Source organism: Faecalibacterium sp. AF10-46, assembly GCF_003604105.1.
Lineage (GTDB): Bacteria > Bacillota > Clostridia > Oscillospirales > Ruminococcaceae > Faecalibacterium > Faecalibacterium taiwanense.
In genome coordinates this window covers 84,683-109,065 of record NZ_QVGY01000009.1, presented here as the reverse complement: position 1 = coordinate 109,065, position 24,383 = coordinate 84,683, and the positions used below count along the sequence as shown (strand labels likewise).

The window sequence follows — 24,383 nt, the reverse complement described above, 5'->3', positions numbered from 1 at the left end:
GCAGCAGCCCTTTTGTGCGATACGATAAGGAGAACTACTATGCCGCAGGCAATTCATATCAGCCCCATCGACAACGTGGTCGTTGCCCTGCACCCCATTGCCAAGGGCACGCTGGTGGAAGTGGACGGCCTTGCCGTGACCGCTCTGGAGGACATTCCGCAGGGCCACAAGATGGCCGTGAAGCCCATCAAGAACGGTGAGAACGTGATCAAGTACGGCTTTCCCATCGGCCACGCCACCGCTGACGCCGCTCCCGGCAGCTGGATGCACACCCACAACGTGCACACCAACCTGTCCGGTGAGGTAGAGTACAGCTACAACCCCGCCCCGGATCTGGCTCCCCTGCCCAAGGTCGAGCCAGAGACCTTTATGGGCTTCCGCCGCAAGGACGGCCGTGCCGCCATCCGCAATGAGATCTGGATCATCCCCACCGTGGGCTGCGTCAACGACATCGCCAAGAAGATCGTTGCCGACAATCAGGATCTGGTCACCGGCTCCATCGAGGGCCTGTACACCTTCACCCATCCCTTCGGCTGCAGCCAGACCGGCCACGACCATGCACAGACCCGCAAGCTGCTGGCTGCGCTGGTGCGCCACCCCAATGCTGCCGCCGTTCTGGTGCTGCATCTGGGCTGCGAGAACCTGCAGCACGATCAGTTCGTGGAAGAGCTGGGCGAGTACGACCACGACCGTGTGAAGTTCCTCACCTGTCAGGAGGTGGACGACGAGTTCACCGCTGCCCGCGATATCCTCAAGGAGCTGGCTGCCTATGCCGGGCAGTTCAAGCGTGAGCCTATCCCCGTGTCCGATCTGGTGGTGGGCATGAAGTGCGGCGGCTCGGACGGCCTGTCCGGCATCACCGCCAACCCCACCATCGGCCGCTTCTCCGACATGATGGGCCAGCGCGGCGGTTCCACCGTGCTGACCGAGGTACCCGAGATGTTCGGTGCCGAGGGCTTCCTGATGGACCGCTGCATCAACCATGACGTCTTTGTCAAGGCTGAGCACATGATCAACGGCTTCAAGGATTACTTCATCAGCCACAACGAGGTGGTCTACGATAACCCCTCTCCGGGCAACAAACAGGGCGGTATCACCACGCTGGAAGACAAGAGCTGCGGCTGCGTGCAGAAGGGCGGCACCGCCCCCATCATGGACGTGATCGGCTACGGTGATCCCGTTGTCACCAAGGGCCTGAACATGCTGTACGGCCCCGGCAACGATCTGGTCTCTGCCACGGCCATGACCGCCGCAGGCGCACACCTGATCCTGTTCTCCACCGGCCGCGGCACTCCGTTCTCGGCCCCGGCTCCCACCCTGAAGATCTCCACCAACACTCCGCTGGCTCAGAAGAAGTCCGGTTGGATCGACTTCAACACCGGCGTGATCGCAGATGGTGAAAAGACCATCGACGAGGCCGCAAAGGATCTGCTGGATCTGGTCATCCGCGTTGCAAGCGGTGAGCAGACCAAGGCCGAGAAGCACGGCTTCCGCGAGATCTCCATCTTCAAGGACGGTGTCGTTCTGTGATCGTTTCGAGGCTGCTGTATGGCACTTTGGCTGTACGGCAGCCTCTTTGTGCATGAAAACGGAAGGGAAGTGTTTTTATGGCTATGACCACTCGCATGATGATCTATGCGTTTCTGCTTTACGGCGGCATTTTTGCCGCTATCGTGGCCGTTATTGCAAGGGTCATAAAATATCTCATCCGCTATGGTATTGATTATTATTTTGAAAAACTGGCACAGAACCAGAAACATAAGGAGGACTGAACTATGAATCAGATCACCACCCGTTATGTCACCGAAAACGGTGCCTGCTATGAGCAGTACGTTATCACCGATGCCGAGGCAAAGACCGAGCTGGTCATCACCCCGGAGCGCGGCGGCATGATCACCGGCTTCTCCCTGAACGGCGAGGAGTACATCTGGACCCGCCACCCCAATTTTTCCGAGTGCAACCGTCCCCGCTTCGGCGTGCCGGTGCTGTTCCCCAACTGCGGCCTGCCGGATAACGGCGTGCACATCTTTGACGGCAAGGCATACCCCATGGAGAACCACGGCTTTGCCGACCTGTGCGCATGGGATGTGGAAAGCGTCGGCCCGGACGGCGTGACCCTGATTTTGGAGTCCACCCCGCTGACCAAGTTCCTCTATCCCTTCGATTTCACCGTGCTGATGAACTATAACCTTGAGGGCAACACTGCCGCCATCAACATGACCGTGATCAACGAGGGCGACACCAACATGCCCTTCAGCTTTGGCTTCCACCCCTACTTCAAGGCTTCCAAGCTGGAGAATGTGGACTTCGATATCAAGTGCGCCACCTGTTCCGAGAGCGCCAAGGGCGAGCAGCCCGCTGCCCCGGAAAAGATCACCCTCACCCGCAAGGAAGGTGCCGATAACAGCGTGCGCCTGCTGACCGGCGTGCAGTTCCCCATGACCCTCACCGACAGCGGCAGCGGCCACAAGGTGACTGTGGATGCCGACGACAGCTTCGACCACGCCGTGCTGTGGCAGCAGGATGCCGAGAGCTTTGTGTGCATGGAGCCGTGGAACGGCTGGGCCAACAGCGTCAATGAGGAAGGCAAGCACGAAGTGCTGGAGCCGGACGAGGCCATGACCGCTGATTGGAGCATCACCATCGAGAAGGTCTAAGCTTCATATCGTATAACAAAAAGGACACACCGTTGTGGTGTGTCCTTTTTGTTATAATTCAGTTCTTTGCCGGAATCATAAAGCTCTTATTTTCCGCCGGGTCCCAATAAAGCAGTTCCACCCTGCCGCCCTGTGCCAGCAGTTTTTCCTTCGGCTCCTGCTTTTGCCAGCAGCGTTCCAGCAGCTTTTCCATGTCGGCATCAGCAGACACCTTCTCCGGGCAGAGGGCGCTGCCCTGCCACCTGCCGTCGGCATACAGGCTCAGCGCACCGGCATTGCCCGCCAGAATGGCTGCAATGTCCTTCTTCATGCGGTCGTAGTCGTACTCCACGGCCTTGTACTGCCCATGCCACAGGCCGAAGAAGAGCGAGAACTCGCCGCCCAGTTCAATGAGCAGATCCTCTTCGCTGTGCGGATTCTTGACCACAAAAGCCACATCCCCGTTTTCCATGTAGTCGAAGTCCGGCTCCTCATTCGTGTGCACGGTCATATGCTGGCTGCTCAGCGCCGCAAGCAGATCCTCCTGCACGGCACTGGTATCCGGGATCTCATCATAATTGATATTTGCGTTCATGGGATGCTCCTTTTCTCTGTGCTATTTGTGTTGTTATTTTTCACCAGACTGCACAGGTCTTCTTATTTTCCTTCATATTGCTGGATCATTTTTATACGCTGTGTAACAGAATACATAAAACGGTTCACCCTACTTCACATTAGATCAATGCTTTTTGAATCTAACCATCGAACACACGACCTCGATATGCTCACTGTGGGGGAACATATCCACCGGCGTGCTGCTCTCCACTTTATATCCCTTCCGGGTCAGCAGCTCCAGATCCCGGGCCAGTGTGACCGGGTTGCAGCTCACATAGACCACACGTTTCGGGGCCATGCGGGCCACGCTTTCGATAAACTGCGGCGTAGAGCCCTCCCGCGGCGGGTCCATAAAGATCACGTCTGCCCGCTCGCCTGCGGCGGCAGCCTCGCCGATCCACCGGGTGGCATCGGCGGCAAAGAAGCGGGCGTTCTTCACGCCGTTGTGCTTTGCATTGCCTATGGCATCGTGCACCGCTTCGCGGTTCACCTCCACGCCCACTACCTGCTTTGCATGGTCGGCGGCGGTCAGGCCGATGGTTCCGATGCCGCAGTAGGCATCCAGCACCACTTCTTTGCCGGTGAGATGCGCCGCGTCCACCGCAAGGCCGTACAGCACTTCGGTCTGGGTATGATTGATCTGGTAAAAACTGCGCGGGCTGAGCGCATACGTCTTGCCGCAAAGCTCGTCCAGAATGAAGCCCTTGCCGTACAGCACCTTTTCCATATCGCCCAGCACCACGCTGGTTTTGCGGTCGTTCACGTTCTGGACGATGGTGGTGATGGTCACACTCTGCTTTTCTGCCTCGGTCAGCAGGGCTTTGACAAAGTTTCTGGCACCCGGCAGCACCGGCTGAGCCGTCACCAGCACCACCATCACCTGCCCGGTCATAACACCGCGCCGCAGCAGGCAGTGACGCAGAAGGCCGGTGCCCTTATCCTCATTAAAAGGCTGGTAATGGCAGATGCCCGCCGCTGCGCGCACGGCCAGCATGGTCTTATCCAGCACTTCGTCCTGCAAAAGGCAGCTTTCCACCGACAGCACCTTGTGGCTGTTTGCCGCGTAGATGCCGGAGGTAAGTTTTCCACCCCAGCCGGTGGTAAAGGTGGAGATCACCTTGTTCCGATAGTGGTACGGCGTTTCCATGCCCCGGATGTGCTCCACCGGGCCGAATCTGCCCAGCAGCTTTTTCACGGTCTCTTCTTTCTGCTTCAGCTGTGCGGCGTAGTCCATGCCCAGCATCGGGCAGCCGCCGCAGTTTTTGGCACGCAGTTTGCAATCCATCTTCCGTTCTCCTTTTTACCCATAAGGGTCATACAGATCATATTCTTCCGCTTCCAGATGCTTTTCCTCCAGCACCTTCATGGCCTGTTCCAGCTCGCTCTGGCCGCAGCCGCTCTCGCTGACCAGCGCGCGCACCGCCGCGGCCAGATCATTTCCAAAAAGGGTATCCAGCCGTTCCCTCATACTCCACACGTTGTAGGCGCGCTGGGTGATGACCGGAGTGTAGGTATTGCGGTTGCCATCCTTGCCGCTTTTCACCCAGCCCTTTTCTTCCAGCCGGTAGAGAAAGTTCAGCACGGTAGCCGGTGCCCAGCCCTTCGCCCGCAGTTTTGCGTCGATATCCCGCCGGGTGACGGGCGCACGGCAGGCCCACACCGCCAGCATCACCTGCTCCTCTGCCGCCGAAAGCGGCTTTACACTGTCCGGGATGCCATACATCCTGCTGTTCTCCCTCCTTTTGGCATCTTTTTTGCTTTTACGTTTGTCTTTGTTTTATGATTATACCAATTTCTGCGCCAAAGCGCAAGAGCCGGAAACGCCGATGGAATCAGGCTTTTTCAGCTCTATTTTACATTTGTCTTTGTTTTTGTTTTTCTATCAAGGACATTTGTGTGCTTTGTGCCCGCACAGGGGCTTTTGCGCCGTATCTTTGTGCAAAGATGCTCTTGTTTTCATCCCTGCAAAACCGGTATACTACGGCTACAGCAATCAACAGAACGCACCGCAAAAAACCGCGGTGCTGTGCGATACAGGAAAGGGAGAGTTCATTATGGCACGAGTTTACAACTTCAGCGCAGGCCCCAGCATGCTGCCCGAGAAGGTGCTCAGGCAGGCACAGGCAGAGCTGCTCGAGTATGGCGACAGCGGTCAGAGCGTGATGGAGATGAGCCACCGCAGCAAGTGGTTCGATGCCATCATCAAGGACACCGAGGCCACCCTGCGCCGGGTAATGAACATTCCCGACAACTACAAGGTCGGTTTCTTTCAGGGCGGTGCGACCCAGCAGTTCGCCATGGTCCCGCTGAATTTCATGACCACCGGCAAGGCAGATTACCTTGTCACCGGCAATTTCTCGAACCTTGCCGCCAAGGAAGCCGCCAAATTCGGTGAGGTGAACATCGTTGCTTCCAGCAAGGACAAGAACTTCACCTACATCCCGGACGTGAACGCCATCAACTATGATAAGGATGCCAGCTACATCCACATCTGCCAGAACAACACCATCTTCGGCACCCAGTTCGTGGAGGTGCCGCAGGTGGAGGATGTGCCTCTGGTAGCAGACATGAGCTCCATGATCCTCTCCAAGCCGGTGGACGTGACCAAGTACGGCTGCATCTACTTCGGCGTGCAGAAGAATGTAGCTCCCGCCGGCATGGCAATTGCCATCGTCCGCGACGACCTGCTGGGCCATGCCGCCGACAATGTGCCCACCATGATGAACTACACCACCCTGCTGGGCAAGGACAGCATGTACAACACGCCCCCCTGCTGGTGCATCTATATGACCGGTCTGGTGCTCAAGTATCTGGAAAACGACATCGGCGGTCTTGCCAACATGCAGAAGATCAACGAAGCCAAGGCCAAGGTGCTGTACGACTATCTGGACGGTCAGGGCTTCTTCACGAATCCTGTGGAGCACCGCTACCGCAGCACCATGAACGTCACCTTCACCAGCCCCAATGCAGATCTGGACAAGAAGTTCTGCGCCGAAGCTGCAGAAGCAGGCTTCGTGAACCTGAAGGGCCACCGTCTGGTAGGCGGCATGCGCGCTTCCATCTACAACGCCATGCCTGCCGAGGGCGTGGATAAGCTGGTGGACTTCATGGAGAAGTTCCGCAAGGCAAATGCATAAGAGGGGAATTCAGATATGTATACGATCAAAACTTTGAACGCCATCAGCCCGGTGGGTCTGGCAAAGCTGAACAACAAGCAGTTTGAGGTGGCTGTGGACACCGATGCCCCGGACGGCATCCTTGTGCGCAGCGCCGACATGCTGAATACCGCCTTCAACGACAATCTTCTGGCCATCGCCCGCGCCGGTGCCGGCGTGAACAACATCCCGCTGGACCGCTGCAGTGAGCAGGGCATCGTGGTGTTCAACACCCCCGGTGCCAACGCCAACGCTGTGGCCGAGCTGGTGATCGGCATGCTGATCGCCGGCAGCCGCAATGTGGCTGTTGCTGCCCAGTGGTGTCAGGGCCTTGCCGGTGACCCTGCCATGGCAAAGACCGTGGAAAAGGGCAAGAAGCAGTTCGTGGGCAACGAGATCAAGGGCAAGACGCTGGGTGTCATCGGTCTGGGTGCCATCGGCTCCCGCGTGGCCAACTGCGCCATTGAGCTGGGCATGGAGGTCTACGGCTACGACCCCTACATCTCCATTGATGCCGCATGGAACCTGAGCAGTCAGGTACACCACTGCGTGAACCTGAACGACATGCTGCCCCTGTGCGACTACATCACCATCCATGTGCCCTACCTGCCCACCACCAGGGACACCATCAACACCCAGACCCTTGCCCTGTGCAAGGACGGCGTGAAGATCCTGAACTACGCCCGCGGCGAACTGGTGAACACCGAAGCCCTGCTGGAAGCCATGGAGACCGGCAAGGTGTCCGGCTACATGACTGACTTCCCGTCTGAGGCCATTCTGGGCAAGCCCGGCATCGTGTGCACCCCCCATCTGGGCGCTTCCACCCCGGAAGCCGAGGACAACTGCGCCGTGATGGCTGCAAAGGAGCTGAGCGACTACCTGAAGAACGGCAACATCATCCACTCGGTGAACATGCCGGAGGTCAACCAGCCCAGAGCCGGCGGCAAGCGCATCTGCATCATCCACAAAAATGAGCCCGGCATGATCAGCCAGATCACCGCCCTGACCACCGAAGCCGGCCTGAACATCGAGAACATGGTGAACAAGAGCAAGAAGAACATGGCCTACACCATGCTGGATGCCACCGGTGCTGTGGACAAGAAGCTGGCCGAAAAGCTGGCTGCCATCCCCGCCGTGGTCCGGGTGCGCATCCTGTAAAGCAAAACGGTTTAAAATGTCCGCCGCGTCGCTCTTGGCATCTTCAGCGGAAAACAATTTTTATTTTAGCAACCCGGAAAAGTCTGCGGATTTTTCCGGGTTGCTTTTTCACAGAGAAGGGCCGTAGCGGCAAACTGCATTTCCAAACCAGGATTTTTTACAAACTGGAAATTCTTTCTCGTCCCATCTGCCGGTTAGTTTCTATTTACAAACTGTAGTTTGTCTTAAAAAACGCGTTAGAGATAGCTTTTTCTAACTACACATCGTAAAAAGTTTACATGTATTAACATTCAAGAAAAAGCTTGAAAATGGTAAATTCTGTGCTACAATAGGCTCGACAGAAGGGAAATGTCCACCCTGTTCTCCGGCTTTTGGGCCGGTATATTCATCTTACAGGTCCTGCGGTGCAGGGCCTCTGACAGGAAATAGAAAAGGTAGGGAAGTTACTATGGATATCAAGAAGATCGCACTGTTCGCCGCCGGTACTCTGTTCGGCTCTGCCGGTTTCAAGCTGCTGTCCAGCAAGGATGCCAAGAAGGTCTACACCCAGACCACTGCTGCCGTGCTGCGCATGAAGGACTCCACCATGGAAACCGTCAGCAAGGTTCAGGAGCAGGCTGGTGACATTCTGGCCGATGCAAAGGCCATCAACGAGGCTCGTGCTGTTGAAGCCGAGGCTGCTGTGATCGAAGATGCCGCCGAGGAGACCACCGAAGAGACCGCTGAGTAATTTTCGGTTCGTAAAGCACTGAAAGCCCCAACGTGGCTTTCGAGCCGCCTTCGGGCGGCTCTTTTTTGTGAGAGTGGGGCCGCAGGCGTGCAGGGTATAGCAGCCTGACGCTGCGGCAAAAAGATAGAGAAGGATATTTGATATATGAAATGTACCATTCTGCATGAAGGCAAAGGCCGGATGCGTGTGCATGTGGAAAACGTCCGCATGACTTTGCACCGTGCCGATGTGCTGGAAGCATATCTGAACCACAAAGATGCCATCGTCCATGCCGCCGTTTACGAGCGCACCGGCGATGTGGTCATTACCTATACCGGCAAGCGCACCGCTGCCATTGCCATTCTGGCAGGCTATAAGTTCGATGTGGCCGAGTATGACGCTTTGGTCACCTCCGCCGACAGCCGCAGGCTGAACCGTGAATATCAGGATAAGATGTTTGATCTGGTGGCAGGCCGCTGCCTGCGCAAGCTGTTCCTGCCCGCGCCCCTTGACGCTGCCTACACCGCCTTCCGCTCCATCCGCTTTCTCTGGAAGGGTGTGCGCTGCGCGCTGCACCGCAAACTGGAAGTGGAAGTGCTGGACGCTCTTTCCATCGGCGTGTCCATCCTGCGCAGCGACTTTGCCACCGCCGGGTCGGTGATGTTCCTGCTGAACCTGGGCTCTCTGCTGGAAGAGTGGACCCGCAAGAAGAGTCTGGACGATCTGGCCCGCAGCATGGCCCTGAACGTGGACAAGGTGTGGGTGCGCAGCCAGGGCACCGAAGTGCTGGTGCCTCTGACCAAAGTACGCTCCGGCGATGAGGTGGTCGTGCGCAGCGGCAACATGATCCCGCTGGACGGCACCGTTCTGGAAGGCGAAGCCATGGTGAATCAGGCTGCTTTGACCGGCGAGTCCATGCCGGTGCGCAAGGCAGAGGGCTCCACCCTCTATGCCGGCACTGTTGTGGAGGAGGGCGAGTGCGTCTTTATCGCCAAGGCTGAGGGCGGTTCCAACCGCTACGACAAGATCGTGGCCATGATCGAGGAATCCGAAAAGCTCAAGTCCAGCACCGAGAACCGTGCGCTGGTGCTGGCCGACAAGCTGGTGCCCTGGTGTCTGGGCGCAACGGTGGTCACCTATCTGCTCACCCGCAACGCCACCCGCGCCATCTCCTGCCTGATGGTGGATTTTTCCTGTGCGCTCAAGTTGTCCATGCCGCTGGCCGTCCTCTCCGCCATGCGCGAGTGCGGCAGCTATCACATCACCGTCAAGGGCGGCAAATATCTGGAAGCGCTGTCTCAGGCCGACACTATCGTGTTTGATAAGACCGGCACACTCACCCGCGCTACCCCGCAGGTAGTGGATGTGGTTTCCTTCTCCGGCTGCAACGAGCGCGAAGTTCTGCAGCTGGCCGCCTGTCTGGAAGAGCACTTCCCCCATTCCATGGCCAACGCCGTGGTGCGTGCCGCCAAGGAGCGCGGCATTTCCCATGAAGAGATGCACTCCGAGGTGGAGTACATCGTGGCCCACGGCATTGCAAGCCGCGTGGGCGGCCAGCGCGTGGTCATCGGCAGCCACCACTTCGTCTTTGAGGATGAAAAGTGTACCATCCCCACAGCCGAGCAGCAGAAGTTCGATGCCCTCAAGCCCGCGTATTCGCACCTGTACATGGCTGCCAGCGGGCAGCTGGTGGGCGTGATCTGCATTTCCGACCCGCTGCGCCCGGAAGCTGCGGCTGTGCTGAACGGTCTGCGTGCGCTGGGCATCCGGAACACCGTCATGATGACCGGCGACAGCGAGCGCACCGCTGCCGCCATTGCAAAGCAGGTGGGCGTGGACCGCTTCTTTGCCGAGGTGCTGCCCGAGGATAAGGCAAACTTCGTCCAGCAGGCCAAGGCCGAGGGCCACACCGTGGTGATGATCGGCGACGGCATCAACGACTCCCCCGCCCTGTCCGCTGCCGACATTGGCATTGCCATCAACTCCGGCGCTGCCATCGCCCGCGAGATCGCAGACGTGACCATCAAAGCCGACAGTCTGGAGGAGCTGGTGGCCCTCAAGGCCATCGCCAACTCTCTGCAAAAGCGCGTGCATGCAAACTACCGTTTCGTGCTCACCTTCAACTCGGCCCTCATCGCGCTGGGTGCTCTGGGCATCCTGCAGCCGGCCTCCTCTGCCATGCTGCATAATCTCTCCACCATCGGCATCAGCCTGAAGAGCATGACCAATCTCCTGCCGGAGAACAAGGCTCCGCAGCTGAAAGCATAATTACCGCAAAAAATAACGCCGTGTCTGAACATTCGACACGGCGTTATTTTTTTATCTGTTATTCCAGCCCGATCTGCTGTGCATACTCTTCCAGCAGCTCCCGCTCCAGGAACGGGGTCTTGACACCCTCGCGGTCACGGTAGGTCTCGTGGCCCTTGCCAATGACGGCGATCAGGTCGCCCTCCTGCGCGTGATCCACTGCGTAGTGCAGTGCATCCAGACGGTCGGGGATCTCCACGAACTTTGCGTCCGGGTTGCCCTTGTTCATGCCCACGCGGATATCAGCAAGGATGTCCTCCACCTTTTCAAAGCGGTTGTTGTCCTCGGTAAGGATGGAGAAATCGGCCATTTTGGCGCAGATCTCGCCCATGCCGTAGCGGCGCAGCTTGGAGCGGTTGCCGCCGCAGCCGAACACCACCACCAGACGGTGGGGCTTGTAGGCCCGCAGAGTGGTGAGCAGGCTTTCTGTGGACACCTCGTTGTGGGCGTAGTCCAGCAGGATGGTGAACTTCTTGCTGATGGGCACCAGCTCCACGCGGCCCTTGACCACGCACTTGCCAAGGCCGTCGTGGATGGCCTGATCCGGCAGGCCCAGCACCTTGCCCACCGCCAGAGCTGCCAGCGCGTTGTACACGCTGAACTCACCGGGCATGTTCACCTTCACATCCATCTCGTCCTTGCCGGTCACATGGAACTTCACGCCCAGAAAATCGTGGGTGCGCAGCAGTTCAAAGCCGGTCTCGCGGTAGTCCGCCTGCTCAGCGCGGCCATAGGTGACAAGGCGGCAGGTGTGGCCTTCCAGCAGTGCTTCGGTATTCTCATCGTCAATGTTCACCACGCCCACGTCGCAGCGCTTGAACAGCTGGCCCTTCCAGCTGCGGTACTCCTCAAAGGTCTTGTGCTCGCCGGGGCCGATGTGATCCGGCGAAAGGTTGGTGAACACGCCCACATTGTAGTGCACACCAGCCACGCGGTCCATCATCAGGCCTTGGCTGGAAACCTCCATCAGCGCGGTGTCGCAGCCTGCATCCAGAAATTCCCGAAAGGTCTTCTGCAGTTCGTAGCTTTCCGGAGTGGTGTTGGCAGTATCCTTGTGGCGGCCCATATAATAAATGCCGTTGGTGCCGATCATGCCCACCTTGCGGCCTGCAGCTTCCAGCACGCTCTTGATCATGTGGGTGGTAGTGGTCTTGCCCTTGGTGCCGGTCACGCCAATCATGGTCATCTGGCGGGACGGGTTGCCGAAAAGGTTCGCGCTCATCAGAGCCATGGCATAGCGGCTGCTTTCCACCTTGACCACGGTCACGCCCGGCATGGCGGAAAGGTCGATGTCGTGCTGGATGACCAGTGCGCTGACACCCTTTGCCGCACAGTCGGCGGCAAACTCATGGCTGTCACGCTGGGTGCCCACGATGCACACGAACAAAAGGCCCGGTGCCGCCTTGCGGCTGTCGTAGATGATATCCGAGATCTCGGTGTCCAGACTGCCCTGCGCAAGGGTAAAGGGCACGCCTTCCAGTAACTGTTCCAGTTTCATACTGCACACGCTCCTCAAAACATTTTGTCACATGGGGTTTTCTTCGTTATTTGCGGTCATGCGGGCGGGGTCGGTCAGCGGTGTTTCTTCCGCAGCTGCCGCCGTATCGTCCGCAGGCTGGGCCGCAGCGGCATCCTCTGCACCGTCTGCCGCAGTATCCTCGGCAGCAGAGGTGTCAGGCTCTTCCGGCACGGTCTTTTCCGGCACAACATAACCGGAGGGCAGGGTCGGCTGGCCCTGTGCAAAGTAAATTTTACGGGTGCTGCCTGCGCTCACATGGCTGAAATCCAGTCTGCCGGTGTCGGTAGGGGCACAACCCTTGCCGTCGGCATTGGTCAGCACATAGCGTGCGCGGTCCAGCTTATAATCCAGATCGTTCCGTGTACCCAGAAGCACACTGACACGATCCTGATACAAAAATGCCATCTGGTCGGTGTCCGCAAATTCCATGCGGGTCACATCGTCCAGCATCCCATACTCTTCCAGCTTTGCCTGCAGCTCATTCAGCGCATCCAGACGGTCGTCCGTCTGCACCGCTGCCGAAGCTGCTGCCGAACCGGATGCATCCGATGCCGCCGGGTCTGCCTGCGCTGCAAAGGTCAGCTGGTCGCCGGGTGTCACCGACACCGGCTCGCCGCCGTATAGGGTCTTGAGTTCTTCCGGCTGAGCAGACTCGCAGGCCAGGATCTTGAACTGATCCGAGAGGGTCAGCCAGCCGCTCTTCGTCTGCATGGCATAGGTAGGCACCGCCTCGGTCACCTGCACCACCACCGTGTTGGGGTAATCCCGAACTACCCTGATGGATTCCAGCAGCGGGAACTGCTTTTCCAGTTCCACTTCCTTGGCGGCGGGGTCAAAGCTGAAAATGTTCTCTTCGGTCTGCACACCCAGTGCCTGCAGGATCTGGCTGCTGGAATAGCCGCCCACCTCCTGCACCACGGTGCCGTCCGCCGTCTGCACCTGAATGGTGCCGATCTTAAACAGCATGGTCATGGTCAGGTAAACACCGGCGGCGATCACGGCCAGCAGGGTCACAAAGGCCATCAGCCGCCGCAGCATCCGCCGCCGCTTCAGTGCAGCGCGGGTCAGGCGGCGCTTCTTGCGTTTTTCCCGCTGTACCGGGTCGCGTGGCTGCTGTTGTGCCGGGCGCAGACGCTGGTTTTTGTAGCGCTGCTGTGCTGCCTGAGCCGCTGTCTTGCGCGGCTTCTGCCCCTGTGAACGGCGCTGCTGCGGCTTGCGGGCCGTGCCGGATACACGCTGCTCCGGCTGGGCCGTGTGGCTTTGCTGCGCGGTACGGTTCCGGTTCTGGCCGCTGGTGCGCCGGGTGCCGCTCTGTTCGGTGCGGCGCGGCTGCGAAGGGAACTCGATGCTATTATCGGTACGGGTGCGGCGCACCGTACCATTGGCGGTGCGGTCCGGCGCAAAGCTCAGCGGTTCCCCGTTGAAGCCATAGCGCCCGTCCGCACTGCCGGAAGATCCTTTTTGTTGTGAAGGCGGCGGAGTATGCTGCAGGTCTTTCCGCAGGTCGTAGATATTGCCGTTGTTTCTGTTATTGCGGTATTGCTGCATGGCGCACACCTCCTTTCCGGTTTAGGTTTTGTTTTACTTCTGCACCAGTTTCATCAGAGCGTCTGCAATCCGGTCAAGGCTGTCATCCACCGACAGGCTGCGGGCATTTTTGCCCATCTCAGCCAGCTTGCCGGGCTGTGCCAGCATGTCGGACACCGTGCTCACCAGCTTTTCGCCGGTCAGGTCTTTTTCCTCGATCACCACAGCAGCATCGGCCTTCTGCAGTTCCATGGCATTGAAGTACTGGTGGTTCTCAGCCACATTGGGGCTGGGGATGAGCACGGCTGCACGGCCAACAGCTTCCAGCTCGGCCAGCGTCAGCGCACCGGCGCGGCTGATGACAAGGTCTGCCGCAGCCAGCAGTTCCGGCATATTGTTGATGTATTCCTTCACCACAAGGCCGTCGCCCTCCGCGAAGTTCTTTTCCTGTTCCAGATCCTTGAACAGCTGCACACCGTACTGGCCGGTAGCGTGGAGATGCAGCACCGGCTTCTTCTCGTGCTGTTCCCATGCACACAGGTCGGCCACCACCTCGTTGACGCGGCGTGCGCCAAGGCTGCCGCCGAAGGAAAGGATCACCGTGCGGTCGCCCGCGCCCAGCTCAGCGCGGATGGCATCGCGGTCCTTTGCCTTGGTGAACACCTCCGGGCGCACCGGATTGCCCACCACGATGGTCTTATCAGGTGCGCCCAGCTTTTCCACAGCAGCAGGCACGGCGGCAAACACGAGATCCACATCCGGTGCCAGCAGCTTGTTGGTCACGCCGGGGAAGGCGTTCTGCTCATGAATGGCGGTGTGGATGCCCATTTTGGCGGCACAGCGCACCACCGGGCCGGACACATAGCCGCCGCAGCCGATCACAAGATCGGGTTTGACCTCCTTCATAATGGCCTTTGCCTTGGGGCCAGAGAGGGCCAGATTCCACAGCGTAACGATGTTGCGCTTGATGTTGTTCAGCGACAGCCTGCGCTGGAAACCGGTAATCTCGATATGGTGGAAGGGATAGCCCGCCTGTCCTACCAGACGGTACTCCATGCCCTCCTTGCGGCCGGCAAAGTGGATCTCGGCAGAAGGGTCTGCCTTTTTGATAGCACCTGCAATGGCAAGTGCCGGGTTGATATGGCCGGCAGTGCCGCCGGCAGCGATCAGAACTCGCATGACGATTCCTCCTCTATTATTAGTGCATCTGGGCAGGTCATCGGGGAGCTTCCCACTGGCCTGCGCCCTCAAAACAGTCGTTACAGTTCATTGCGCGCACGGCGGGCATCGTCCAGATTGATGGTACGGTCCTTCAGCTCAGCATCACGCTGAGCCTTTGCAGCCTGCCGCTGTGCGTGGGCCGCTGCCCTCTGCTGCGCCGCCCGCTCTCCGTTGCGCCCAATGTTCACCATCACGCCCATTTCTGCCAGCAGCAAGATCAGACTGGTGCCGCCGGACGAGAAAAACGGCAGGCTGATGCCGGTATTCGGGATGGTGTTGGTGACCACGGCGATGTTGCAGAACACCTGCCAGGCGATCTGCGCCATAATGCCAATCCCCACCATGGTGCAGAACTGGTTCTCGGCCTTATAGGCGATCATCAGGCCCTGCGCTATGAGCAGTATGAACAGCACGATGATGAGCACCGCACCGATGAAGCCCAATTCTTCGCACACCACACTGAAGATGAAGTCGTTGGTGCTTTCCGGCAGCCAGAGCTGCTTTTCCACGCTGTTGCCAAGGCCAAGGCCCTTCAGCCCGCCGGAGCCGATGGCGTACAAGCTTTGCTTGGTCTGGTCGTTCAGCGCTTCCAGATCATCGGACCATGTATTCAGGCGGTCCTGCAGATAGCCAATGGATTCCACCAGCGTCAGGGCCGGTTTCAGCAGCAGAGCCGCCGCTGCGGCCCCGCACCATGTCAATACACCGCCGCAGCCGGTCAGCATGAGGATGGTGCCCACGATGGCGGTGGTCAGCAGGATGCCGGACATGTGCGGCTCTAAAAACAGCAGCACCACCACCGGCACCAGCGGCAGCACCGGCACGACCAGCTGCCTTACGATGCGGATGAACAGCCAATCCTTTGGCTTGATCTTTTCTCTCAGCGACGGGCTGAACCGGCCGATCTGCGGCGCACTTGCTGCCAGATGGGACGAGAGCAGGATCATTTCAAACTTTGCCACCTCAGAGGTTTGCAGAGTCAGGCCGCCCAGACGGATCCAGCGGCGGCAGCCGTTCAGCGGTGCAAAGGTCAGCGTGACGGCCAGCATGGCCAGCACCACCCAGTACAGCGGCTTGCTCGCCCAGCGCAGGAAGCGGTGATCCACATAGCTCATGACTACCATACAGCCAATGCCAATGGCCATGCAGATAGCCTGCTGCTTGATGTAGTGCAGGCTGTCGCCCATGCGCAGGTAGCCGGTGGTATAGCTTGCGCTGTACAGCATTACAAGGCCGAACACCATGATAATGGCCAGCGTTGCCAGCCAGTTGAGCAGCAGCCGGTTCCACGGTCCCGGGTCCCGCTGCAGCGGCGGCACCCATGCACTTTCTTTTTGGTTTTTATGTTGTCTGCGGGTGGCTGCCATTGCCACGCCCCCTTATTTTCAGAATCAGGCGCTCAGGCCCAGCGTGCCAGACGCACGGCCAGCGCCAGCCCGCACACGCTCAGTGCACACAGGCTGTAAAAAATATTCACTGCACTCATGCCGCGCTTTTCCAGCCAGCAGTGCAGCGGTGCCGCCGCAAACAGCGGCCTGCCCTTCCAGCGGCAGAACAGGACCTGCAGCACCACCATGCCGCCCTCCACCCAGAAGGGCAGTGCCAGCGGGATGCTCAGCTCTGCGTAGCCAATGCACAGCGGGATGCAGCCAATGGCTCCCGCTGCATACAAGCAGCCGCACCGGCCGGGGTGCAGCTTTGCCGGTGGAAAATCCCACAGCAGAAAGGCCATCAGTGCACCGGCCAGTGCCGCCGGGAATACTGCCAGCGGAAACCAGCCCAGCTGTGTTTCCAGCATCATCAGGCCCAGCATAGCTACAAAGGCCGCGCCGCACACCGTGCCGTCGGCACCGTCGGCCACGCGGGCCGCCTCGGCCATCGCCACCAGCAGCACAGCCCACAGCAACGGTGCCAGCGCACATTCCACATAGCCTGCTCCCGGCAGGATCAGCCCTGTGGGCAGGCACCCGTTCAGCGCCAGCAGACCCAGCACCAGCGCTGCAGCAGTGCATTCCAGTGCAAGGCGCTGCGTACGGCGCAGGCCAAGGCCTAAACCGTTCGGGTAGCGGCCGCGGATGCGGGCCAGATCATCGGCCAGCCCCACTGCGCCAAAGGCCAGCGACCCCAGCAGTGCAATGAGCAGGCGGGAGGTCATCTGCCGGTCGCTGCCAAGCAGGGAAGGCTGTGCAGCACATGCGGCCAGCCAGCCCACGCCCACAGCGGCAAGGGTGCCCACCATCAGGCACAGCCCGCCCATGGTAGGCACCGGGCTGTCCGGGGCATCGCTGTCCGGCTGTGTACCGCGTGCCGCACGCTGCAGCTCCCGCAGCAGCGGCACCATCATATTGCCGAGCGCCGCAGTCAGCACAAAACCCAGCACCGACGCGACGACCAAGGCGAAACGAATCATTTTTCAATCTCCAAATTCATGCCAAAGGGTTATTCTTCGGCATCTTTCTGCTCTGCGTAGAAAATTTCCAGCACTTTTTCCAGCGCCATGCCGCGGCTTGCCTTCACCAGCAGGGCATCGCCCGGCTCTATCCGGTTCAGCAGAGCATCCGCTGCCTCGCGGTAGTTGTTGGCATGGAGGGTCTTGACCCCCTTGGCCGCAGCCACCACAGCCGTGCGCTTTGCGTTTTCGCCGTAGGTCACAAGGCAGTACAGATCACTCTCCGCAGCCAGACGGCCCAGCTCCTCGTGGGCTTCGCGGGACAGCTCGCCCAGCTCCAGCATATCGCCCAGCAGGGCAAAGCGGCGCTTGCAGGGGAATTCCTTGAACATGGCAAGCGCGGCCTTCATGCTGTCGGGGTTTGCATTGTAGCAATCCTCAATGACGGTAACGCCCTTGCTGTGCACCACCTTCTGGCGGCGGCCGGTCTGCTCAAAATTGGAAAGCCCCTTGATGACACCGCGCGGGTCGCAGCCCAAGCGAGTGGCGGCGCAGTAGGCAGCCAGAGCGTTTGCCACATTGTGCTTGCCCATGGCCGGGATCTTGACCACAAAGGTGCCCTCTTCCTGATCTTCCAGCACAAAGCTCATGCCGTCCTCTTCCTGCCGGATGGACAGTGCACACACATCAGCGTTCTCATCTGCCAGACTGAACCATACCGGCTTCACGTGGGCGGGCAGCTTTGCGGCGCGCAGGAACTTATCATCATAGTTCAGCACCAGCGGTGCACCCTCCGGCAGGCCGTTGCAGATCTCCAGCTTTGCCTTGCAGATGTTCTCCTGACTACCCAGATTGCCGATGTGGGACACACCGATGCAGGTAATGATGCCCACATCCGGGCGTGCGGCCCGGGCCAGACGGTCGATCTCGCCCGCATGGCTCATGCCCATCTCGATCACGGCATACTCAGTGCTGCTTTCCAGCCGCATCAAGGTGCGGGGCATGCCCAGTTCATTGTTCTGGTTGCCCTCGGTCTTGATGGTCTCGCCAAAGCCTGCAAGGGCGGCGTAGGTCATCTGCTTGGTGGTGGTCTTGCCCACGCTGCCGGTCACACCCACCATCTTGGGGTGATACTGGCTGCGGTAGTTGGCACCCATCACCATCATGGCGTGGTAGCTGTCCGGGCAGAGGATGGCCTTTTCCGCAGGCACGCCCTCCACCGGGTGGTTCACCACCACATAAACAGCACCGTTCTCCAGTGCTTTGGCCGCAAAATCGTGGCCGTCAAATTTTTCACCCGGGAACGCTACAAAAATGCAGCCGGGCCGCACCTCGCGGCTGTCGGTGGTCACCAGTTCCACCTGCACCTCTTCCCGGATGAAGTCTGCGGGCACCAGCCCTGCCAGAAGCTTGCTTGCAGAAATTTTTTCCATTGTTCATGTCCCCTCTCGTTTATCTTGTAAAACCCTCTCAGTCAATGCCTGCGGCATTGCCAGCTCCCCCGAAAGGGGAGCTCTTTTGCATCTTACGGTAAAGTGCAGTTCTTCAGAAGATTCACTTTACCGTACCCACTCATAAAGCTCGCCCTTCGGGAGAGCTGGCGCGCAAGCGCCTGAGAGGGTTCTTGTTACCCACAGGTAATGGTCACGACGGTGCCGCGCTGCACACTGGAACCGGGATCTGCACTCTGGGCCTGCACGGTGCCGTTCGCATTGCCCTCCACCACACAGTTCAATCCGGCGGCAGACAGCATCTGGCGGGCAAAGTCCGCGCTCTTGCCGGTCACATCCGGCACATCGGTATGGCTGCCCTCATAGGTATCGGTATACAGGTACACGGTGGTGCCGTAGGCCACCTTTGCACCCGCGTGCGGATACTGGTAGGTGACAGCTGCTGCCGCCTGACTGGTGGTGCTTTCGGCCAGCTGATGCCTGAGGCCCTTGATATTCAGCTGCACCTGCGCACTGCTCCACTCGGTGCCCACCAGATTCGGCACAGTGACCACAGTCTGGCTGCGATCCTCGCCGTCGGCGGCAATGCCAAGGTAAGGTGCGATCTCGCTGATGATGTTGCCCACAACGGGCGCTGCCAGCAGGGACGAGTAGTCCGTTCTGGCGTTGTTGGGGTCATCCAGCATCACATAGACGATGATCTCCGGGTCGTCGGCGGGCAGGACAGCGGCAAAGGATGCCACCTTCTTGTAGTCACCGTCGGCACGGCGATCCATGTTCAACTGTTCGGAAGTGCCGGACTTGCCGCCGATACGGTAGCCGGACACATAGGCATACTTGCCGCCGCCGGTACCGGCGCCCACCTCATATTCCATGATCTGGCGGATCACATTGCTGGTGCTCTCGCTGATGACCTGACGGCGCACATTGGCACCGATCTCCTCGATCACGTTGCCATTTGCATCGGTGATCTTATCCACCACATGGGGCGTGACCAGATAGCCGCCGTTGACGGCTGCGGCCACAGCGGTGCACATCTGCAGCGGGGTGATGGCCATTGCCTGACCAAAGGCCGAGGAAGCCAGCTGCACTTCGCCCAGCTGGTTGGCCTTATAATACTGCATGAAGCCCGTCTCACTGGGCAGGTCCACGCCGGTGCGGCTGGTAAAGCCAAAGGCATCGAAGTAGTTATAGAAGGTCTGGGAGCCAACGCGCTGGCCCAGCTGGATATAGTAGATATTGCAGCTCTGACGCAGAGCTTCGGCCAGTGTGATGGTGCCGTGGGCTTTGTGGCCTGCGCAGTGGTAGGTCTCCTTTGCCACGCCGTAAGCACCGGCGCAGGTAAAGGTGGTGTTGATGTTTGCAAGGCCGGAGTCCACGCCCATGGCCGAGGTGATCACCTTGAACACACTGCCGGGGTAGTACAACTCGGTGATGGTCTTGTTTTTCCACTGGATATCGCGGAAGTAGCCGGAGTAATCGGCCTCCTCGTCCAGAATGCGGTTGCCGTTTGCATCCTTCAGCTCGTTGCCGTTCTCATCCTTTTTGTAGATGCCGTACAGCTCCGGCTCAGCGCGCACCAGCTCGTTGAGGTAATCCAGATTTGCGCTGTAGTCCAGCGGGTCGTTGGGGTCAAAATCCGGCTTGGAAGCCATGGCAAGGATGGCACCAGTCTTGACGTTCATCACGATGGCGCAGCCGCGGTTCTCCACCGTGTTGGCTGCAATGGCTTCGTTCAGATACCGTTCCACGATCTCCTGCACATTCACATCCAGCGAAAGCACCAGATTGGAGCCATCCTTGGCGGCAAAGGTGGTAGCATTCTCGTCCGCAATGGCGTTGCCGTAGGCATTGCGCTGGGTAATGGTGCGGCCATCCACACCGGCCAGCGTGGACTGATAGGATTTTTCCAGACCGTAAGTACCAATGCCGTCCGCATCGGTAAAGCCCAGCACTGCCGCTGCAAACGCTCCGTAGGGGTAATTGCGCTGGAAGCTCTTCTCGCTGCCGACCGAGATGTTGCCCTTGCGGGAGGTCTCCGTGGCACGCTTGTGTGCCTTGTTGAACTGGGAAACGTAGGATTCGATGGACAGCTTGACAGCGTTGTTCACCTTGGTGGCCAGCACCTGATACTTGGTGTCCGTCTTGGAAAGTGCATCGTAAACCTTCTGGTACTGGGTCTGGTACGCTTCCGAGGAAGTGTCCACCGCGTCCAGACTTTCGCCGTCGCCGGAAAGCAGACGCAGGGTCAGTTCCCGGCTGACCTCGGCGCACATGGCCGTGTCCAGCGTGCGCACCGCCTCCTCATCCTTGCCGGTGGTGGCATATAAGATTTTGCTGTTGTCCGGGTCGGCCCAGATGGTCCACACCACGCTGGTGGAGGCCAGCGTGATGCCGGAGGTATCGTAGATCTCGCCGCGGGTGGCCTTGATGGTGGTATCCAGCAGCTGCTGCTTTGCGGCCAGCTGGCGGTAGGTGTCACCGTTTTTGATCTGGATATCATACAGGCTGTAGGTCACACGGGCCGCAGCAAGGCCCATGACCACAAGGGCCAGACCGCCGCAGATCAGACTGGTTCTGGGGTTCATGCGGGCACCGGTGCTGGTTTCCGGCCAGGGGCCTTTTATTTTTTTGATGAATTTTCGGAAGAATTTCGACATGGTATGCTCCTGCGGCAGCGGGCATTTGCTGCCTTCTACCGCGCTTTTGTCAAATTTGGAACTGTCCTGCAAACAGGGTGTATAAACCGAAAAAGCGTGCGCTGCCGCACGCTTTCCCGTATTTGGTTCACTTTACAGTGCCAAGAATGTTCACGGCACCGTTGTAGATAAAGTCGGTCCACTGCCGCACAGCGGACTGGGTGCGCTCCAGCGTGTCGCTCTCGCCCAAACGGATGTAGGTGATCTGGCTCTGATCAATTTTCATCAGGCCCAGCCTGCCGGCCGTCTCTTCCACGCTGGTGATGTTGGTCTTGCTGTTCAGGGTGCTGTTATAGTAAGTATACTGGCTTTGCTCACTGACCAGCTGAGCCTTTGCGTCCTGAATCTGGTCGTTCAGCTCCACCAGCTTGGACTCGCTCCACAGCAGGCTGATGGCAAACCCCACCAGCAGTGCTGCTGCTACCAGATGCATGGCGTTGTGCACCGCTGCCTGCAGCGGCGAAAGCCGACGCTTGCCGCCCTTTGCTACCCGCAGATCTGCCTTGCGCTGTGTCTGCGGGGCTTTTCTGCGGCGTACCGCGTTATAATCATATGCTGCCTGACCCATGGTTTGCTCTCCTCCTCACACAACGGCTTCTGCCGTTCAGCATTTTTCCAAAACTCTCAGGTGGGCGGACCGGCTGCGCCGGTTCTCTTCCAATTCCTGACTGTTTGCTTCAATGGGTTTGCGGGTGATCAGCTTCGCTTTGGCTTTGCCGCCGCATACGCACACCGGAAACTCCGGCGGGCAGGTGCACGCGGTGGACCAGCGGCGGAATTTGTTCTTCACCAGCCGGTCCTCCAGCGAGTGGAAGGTGATCACGCACAGCCGGCCGCCCGGCGCAAGGTGATCGAAAATGGTATCCAGGCCTTCTTCCAGCGCATCCAGTTCATGGTTCACTGCAATGCGCAGCGCCTGAAAGGTGCGGCGGGAAGGGTTCTTGTTTTTGCGGCGTTCCGCCGGGGGCATGGCGCTGGCCACGATGTCTGCCAGCTGCAGGGTCGTTTCGATGGGAGAATTCTCCCTTGCCTCCACGATCCTGCCCGCGATCTGCCATGCGAAAGGTTCTTCGCCGTAATCCCGCAGAATGCGTGCCAGCTCTTCGCGGCTCTCGGTGTTCACAAGGTCCGCTGCCGTTTCGCCCTGCTGGCTCATCCGCATGTCCAGCGGTGCATCCGCACGGTAGGAAAAGCCGCGGGCCGCATCGTCCAGCTGATGGCTGGAAACACCCAGATCCAGCAGCGCGCCGTTGACCTTGTCGATGCCAAGGCTTTCCAGAGCTTGTCCGGCATAGCGGAAGTTGATCTGCACCACCGTGGCAGGCAGGCCCGCAAGGCGGGCACGCGCGGTCTGCACCGCGTCCGGGTCCTGATCCAGCGAGATCAGCCTGCCGCCCTTTTCTGCATCCAGCCGCAAGGCGATCTGGCGGGAATGTCCCGCGCCGCCTGCGGTGCCGTCAAGGTAGGTGCCGGCCGGATCAATGGCAAGACCCTCCAGACACTCGTTCAGCAGAACGGGGATATGCTCAAACGAGGCCGGGTCAAAGGCTGCTTGTGTTTCAAGTTCCATCGCTGCGGCCTCCTTTCTCAGTTCATAAGCTTTCCGTGTTCCGGGCACTGTGCACACAGCGCACACTTTTACCCGATAACACAGTTTTATTTTAACAAATCAGGCCCCTGATTGCAAGGGTTTGTGCTCCCGTTTTTGCCGCAAAATGCAACAAAAAAAGTCCCTGTCGGCCGTCATTTCTGCCTGCAGGAACTTCGGTTTTTGCCGTATGTGTAATTTGTGTGTGAAAAAGGCTGTCTTCAGCCGTTTTTCTTGGCGTTCTGGCGCAGATTTGCGCGCACATTCTTTACCTGTGCCGCATTTTCCACCATTGTTTCCTCGGTGTTCTTGAGCATGTTGTCGCAATAGTCGGTCACGGTCTGGCGCAGGGTGCGGGCCTCGTTCTGGGCTGCAGTGGTGATTTCCCCGGCGCGCTGCTGTGCAGCCTTCACGATCTCGGCTTCACTCACCAGAATGCGCGCCCGCTCCTCAGCCTTTTTCACAATGGCCTGCGCCTGTGCGTTGGCCGTCTCCACGATCTGGGCGCGGTCGTTCACGATCTGCTGGGCCTGCCGCAGCTCGCCGGGCAGGTTTGCGCGGATCTCGTCCAGATAATCCCGGATCTGCTCCACATCCACGATCTTTTTGCCGCCGGAAAGGGGCACATTGGCACCTTCCTCCAGAGCGTCCTCAATGGTATCCAAAAGTTCGTTCACGTTCATAGTGCTTCTCCCTTCGGTTCGTTCTCGGCAGGGTCTGTGTTCTGCATGGGCTTTGTGTATTTCCACAGCAACACCCTGCCGTACTTGTACTGTTTTTTCAGGGTCAGGCCGCCAGCCTCGGCCGGCAGCACGATGCCGGTCTCGCTCTCGCACAGCACGATGCCGCCGGGCGCGGTGCATTTATCCACCGCAGGCAGGATCTTTTCCAGTGTACCATTGCGGAAGGGCGGGTCCAGCAGTACGATGTCGAACTGCTCTCGGCAGGCGGAAAGATACCGCGCAGCCTCGCCGATACTGACGCGGCTGCGGTCGAACACGCCGCAGGCCTTGCAGTTGCGCATGATGATGTTCACCGCCTCGCGGTTCTCGTCCAGAAACACGCAGCGCGCCGCGCCGCGGCTCAGTGCTTCAATGCCAAGCTGGCCGCTGCCCGCATACAGGTCCAGCACCCGTGCGCCGGGCAGGTCGAACTGGACGATGCTGAACATCGCCTCCTTTACCTGCGAAAGGGTGGGCCGGGTCACATCTGTTCCCGGCAGGGCCTCCAGACTGCGGCCCCGGGCTTCTCCTGCGATCACGCGCATGTTCTCTCTCCTCCTCCTTGCAGCCGGAAGATGCGGCTGCAAACACATTTTTGTATCACTTTATTATCACCCAACTGCATATTCTTGTCAAGGGCCGCGCGTTGCGCCGTCTGTCGGTTTGTGCTACAATAAAACCGGCAGC

Annotated in this window: 21 protein-coding genes; 7 read left to right on the top strand and 14 right to left on the bottom strand. The window is 59.1% G+C overall.

Annotation, left to right across the window (positions count from 1 at the left end):
• The first annotated feature begins 39 nt into the window (after nt 1-39).
• From DWV57_RS10510 to DWV57_RS10505, 3 genes are all read left to right on the top strand, one after another.
• A complete protein-coding gene (locus DWV57_RS10510; protein ID WP_097777444.1) occupies nt 40-1,530 on the top strand; it encodes an altronate dehydratase family protein in 1,491 nt (496 codons plus the stop codon).
• A 77-nt stretch (nt 1,531-1,607) separates the two neighbouring features.
• A complete protein-coding gene (locus tag DWV57_RS14565; RefSeq protein ID WP_005944144.1) occupies nt 1,608-1,772 on the top strand; it encodes a hypothetical protein in 165 nt (54 codons plus the stop codon).
• A gap of 3 nt (nt 1,773-1,775) precedes the next feature.
• A complete protein-coding gene (locus DWV57_RS10505; protein WP_005944142.1) occupies nt 1,776-2,657 on the top strand; it encodes an aldose 1-epimerase in 882 nt (293 codons plus the stop codon).
• A gap of 58 nt (nt 2,658-2,715) precedes the next feature.
• Here the strand turns inward: DWV57_RS10505 and DWV57_RS10500 are convergent, their stop codons facing one another.
• From DWV57_RS10500 to DWV57_RS10490, 3 genes are all read right to left on the bottom strand, one after another.
• Complete coding sequence (locus DWV57_RS10500; RefSeq protein ID WP_120020747.1) at nt 2,716-3,231, bottom strand: hypothetical protein; 516 nt, start codon at nt 3,229-3,231, stop codon at nt 2,716-2,718.
• Nucleotides 3,232-3,375: 144 nt separating this feature from the next.
• Nucleotides 3,376-4,536, bottom strand: a complete 1,161-nt coding sequence (rlmD, locus tag DWV57_RS10495) for a 23S rRNA (uracil(1939)-C(5))-methyltransferase RlmD (RefSeq protein WP_120020746.1) — start codon at nt 4,534-4,536, stop codon at nt 3,376-3,378.
• A gap of 15 nt (nt 4,537-4,551) precedes the next feature.
• Nucleotides 4,552-4,974, bottom strand: coding sequence for a BlaI/MecI/CopY family transcriptional regulator (locus DWV57_RS10490; RefSeq protein WP_118528643.1), 423 nt, complete (start codon nt 4,972-4,974; stop codon nt 4,552-4,554).
• A gap of 331 nt (nt 4,975-5,305) precedes the next feature.
• Here DWV57_RS10490 and serC point away from each other — a divergent pair, with 331 nt between their 5' ends.
• The 4 genes from serC to DWV57_RS10470 all read left to right on the top strand — a co-directional run bounded on the left by serC (nt 5,306) and on the right by DWV57_RS10470 (nt 10,541).
• A complete protein-coding gene (serC, locus tag DWV57_RS10485) occupies nt 5,306-6,388 on the top strand; it encodes a 3-phosphoserine/phosphohydroxythreonine transaminase (protein WP_120020767.1) in 1,083 nt (360 codons plus the stop codon).
• A gap of 15 nt (nt 6,389-6,403) precedes the next feature.
• Complete coding sequence (locus tag DWV57_RS10480; protein ID WP_120020745.1) at nt 6,404-7,564, top strand: phosphoglycerate dehydrogenase; 1,161 nt, start codon at nt 6,404-6,406, stop codon at nt 7,562-7,564.
• Nucleotides 7,565-8,012: 448 nt separating this feature from the next.
• Complete coding sequence (locus tag DWV57_RS10475; RefSeq protein ID WP_005944105.1) at nt 8,013-8,294, top strand: DUF6110 family protein; 282 nt, start codon at nt 8,013-8,015, stop codon at nt 8,292-8,294.
• A 144-nt stretch (nt 8,295-8,438) separates the two neighbouring features.
• Nucleotides 8,439-10,541, top strand: coding sequence for a heavy metal translocating P-type ATPase (locus DWV57_RS10470; protein ID WP_207666257.1), 2,103 nt, complete (start codon nt 8,439-8,441; stop codon nt 10,539-10,541).
• Between the two features lie 58 nt (nt 10,542-10,599).
• Here the strand turns inward: DWV57_RS10470 and DWV57_RS10465 are convergent, their stop codons facing one another.
• The 11 genes from DWV57_RS10465 to rsmD form a co-directional block, all read right to left on the bottom strand.
• Nucleotides 10,600-12,078: a UDP-N-acetylmuramoyl-L-alanyl-D-glutamate--2,6-diaminopimelate ligase gene (locus DWV57_RS10465; RefSeq protein ID WP_097777439.1), complete on the bottom strand. Its 1,479-nt coding sequence runs from the start codon at nt 12,076-12,078 to the stop codon at nt 10,600-10,602.
• Between the two features lie 27 nt (nt 12,079-12,105).
• Nucleotides 12,106-13,647 (bottom strand): FtsQ-type POTRA domain-containing protein, encoded by a 1,542-nt coding sequence (locus DWV57_RS10460; RefSeq protein WP_120020744.1) that lies wholly within the window; start codon nt 13,645-13,647, stop codon nt 12,106-12,108.
• 33 nt (nt 13,648-13,680) lie between these two features.
• On the bottom strand, nt 13,681-14,805 hold the full coding sequence (gene murG / locus DWV57_RS10455) for an undecaprenyldiphospho-muramoylpentapeptide beta-N-acetylglucosaminyltransferase (RefSeq protein ID WP_120020743.1): 1,125 nt from the start codon (nt 14,803-14,805) through the stop codon (nt 13,681-13,683).
• An 80-nt stretch (nt 14,806-14,885) separates the two neighbouring features.
• The gene (locus tag DWV57_RS10450; RefSeq protein WP_120020742.1) at nt 14,886-16,214 is read right to left on the bottom strand and encodes an FtsW/RodA/SpoVE family cell cycle protein; all 1,329 of its coding nucleotides are present in this window, start codon (nt 16,212-16,214) and stop codon (nt 14,886-14,888) included.
• Nucleotides 16,215-16,246: 32 nt separating this feature from the next.
• Nucleotides 16,247-17,257 carry a glycosyl transferase family 4 gene (locus DWV57_RS10445; RefSeq protein WP_120020741.1) on the bottom strand — a complete coding sequence of 337 codons (1,011 nt, stop codon included), beginning with the start codon at nt 17,255-17,257 and terminating at the stop codon, nt 16,247-16,249.
• Nucleotides 17,258-17,286: 29 nt separating this feature from the next.
• Nucleotides 17,287-18,669 (bottom strand): UDP-N-acetylmuramoyl-tripeptide--D-alanyl-D-alanine ligase, encoded by a 1,383-nt coding sequence (gene murF / locus DWV57_RS10440; protein ID WP_118528655.1) that lies wholly within the window; start codon nt 18,667-18,669, stop codon nt 17,287-17,289.
• Between the two features lie 194 nt (nt 18,670-18,863).
• The gene (locus DWV57_RS10435) at nt 18,864-21,347 is read right to left on the bottom strand and encodes a penicillin-binding protein 2 (RefSeq protein ID WP_120020740.1); all 2,484 of its coding nucleotides are present in this window, start codon (nt 21,345-21,347) and stop codon (nt 18,864-18,866) included.
• 127 nt (nt 21,348-21,474) lie between these two features.
• Nucleotides 21,475-21,954, bottom strand: coding sequence for a hypothetical protein (locus DWV57_RS10430; RefSeq protein ID WP_005944079.1), 480 nt, complete (start codon nt 21,952-21,954; stop codon nt 21,475-21,477).
• 36 nt (nt 21,955-21,990) lie between these two features.
• Nucleotides 21,991-22,956, bottom strand: coding sequence for a 16S rRNA (cytosine(1402)-N(4))-methyltransferase RsmH (rsmH, locus tag DWV57_RS10425; protein WP_097777433.1), 966 nt, complete (start codon nt 22,954-22,956; stop codon nt 21,991-21,993).
• Between the two features lie 239 nt (nt 22,957-23,195).
• Nucleotides 23,196-23,657 carry a hypothetical protein gene (locus DWV57_RS10420; RefSeq protein WP_005944071.1) on the bottom strand — a complete coding sequence of 154 codons (462 nt, stop codon included), beginning with the start codon at nt 23,655-23,657 and terminating at the stop codon, nt 23,196-23,198.
• Nucleotides 23,654-24,241 carry a 16S rRNA (guanine(966)-N(2))-methyltransferase RsmD gene (rsmD, locus tag DWV57_RS10415; RefSeq protein WP_120020739.1) on the bottom strand — a complete coding sequence of 196 codons (588 nt, stop codon included), beginning with the start codon at nt 24,239-24,241 and terminating at the stop codon, nt 23,654-23,656. The genes DWV57_RS10420 and rsmD overlap by 4 nt, the downstream gene beginning before the upstream one ends.
• Between the last annotated feature and the right edge of the window lie 142 nt (nt 24,242-24,383).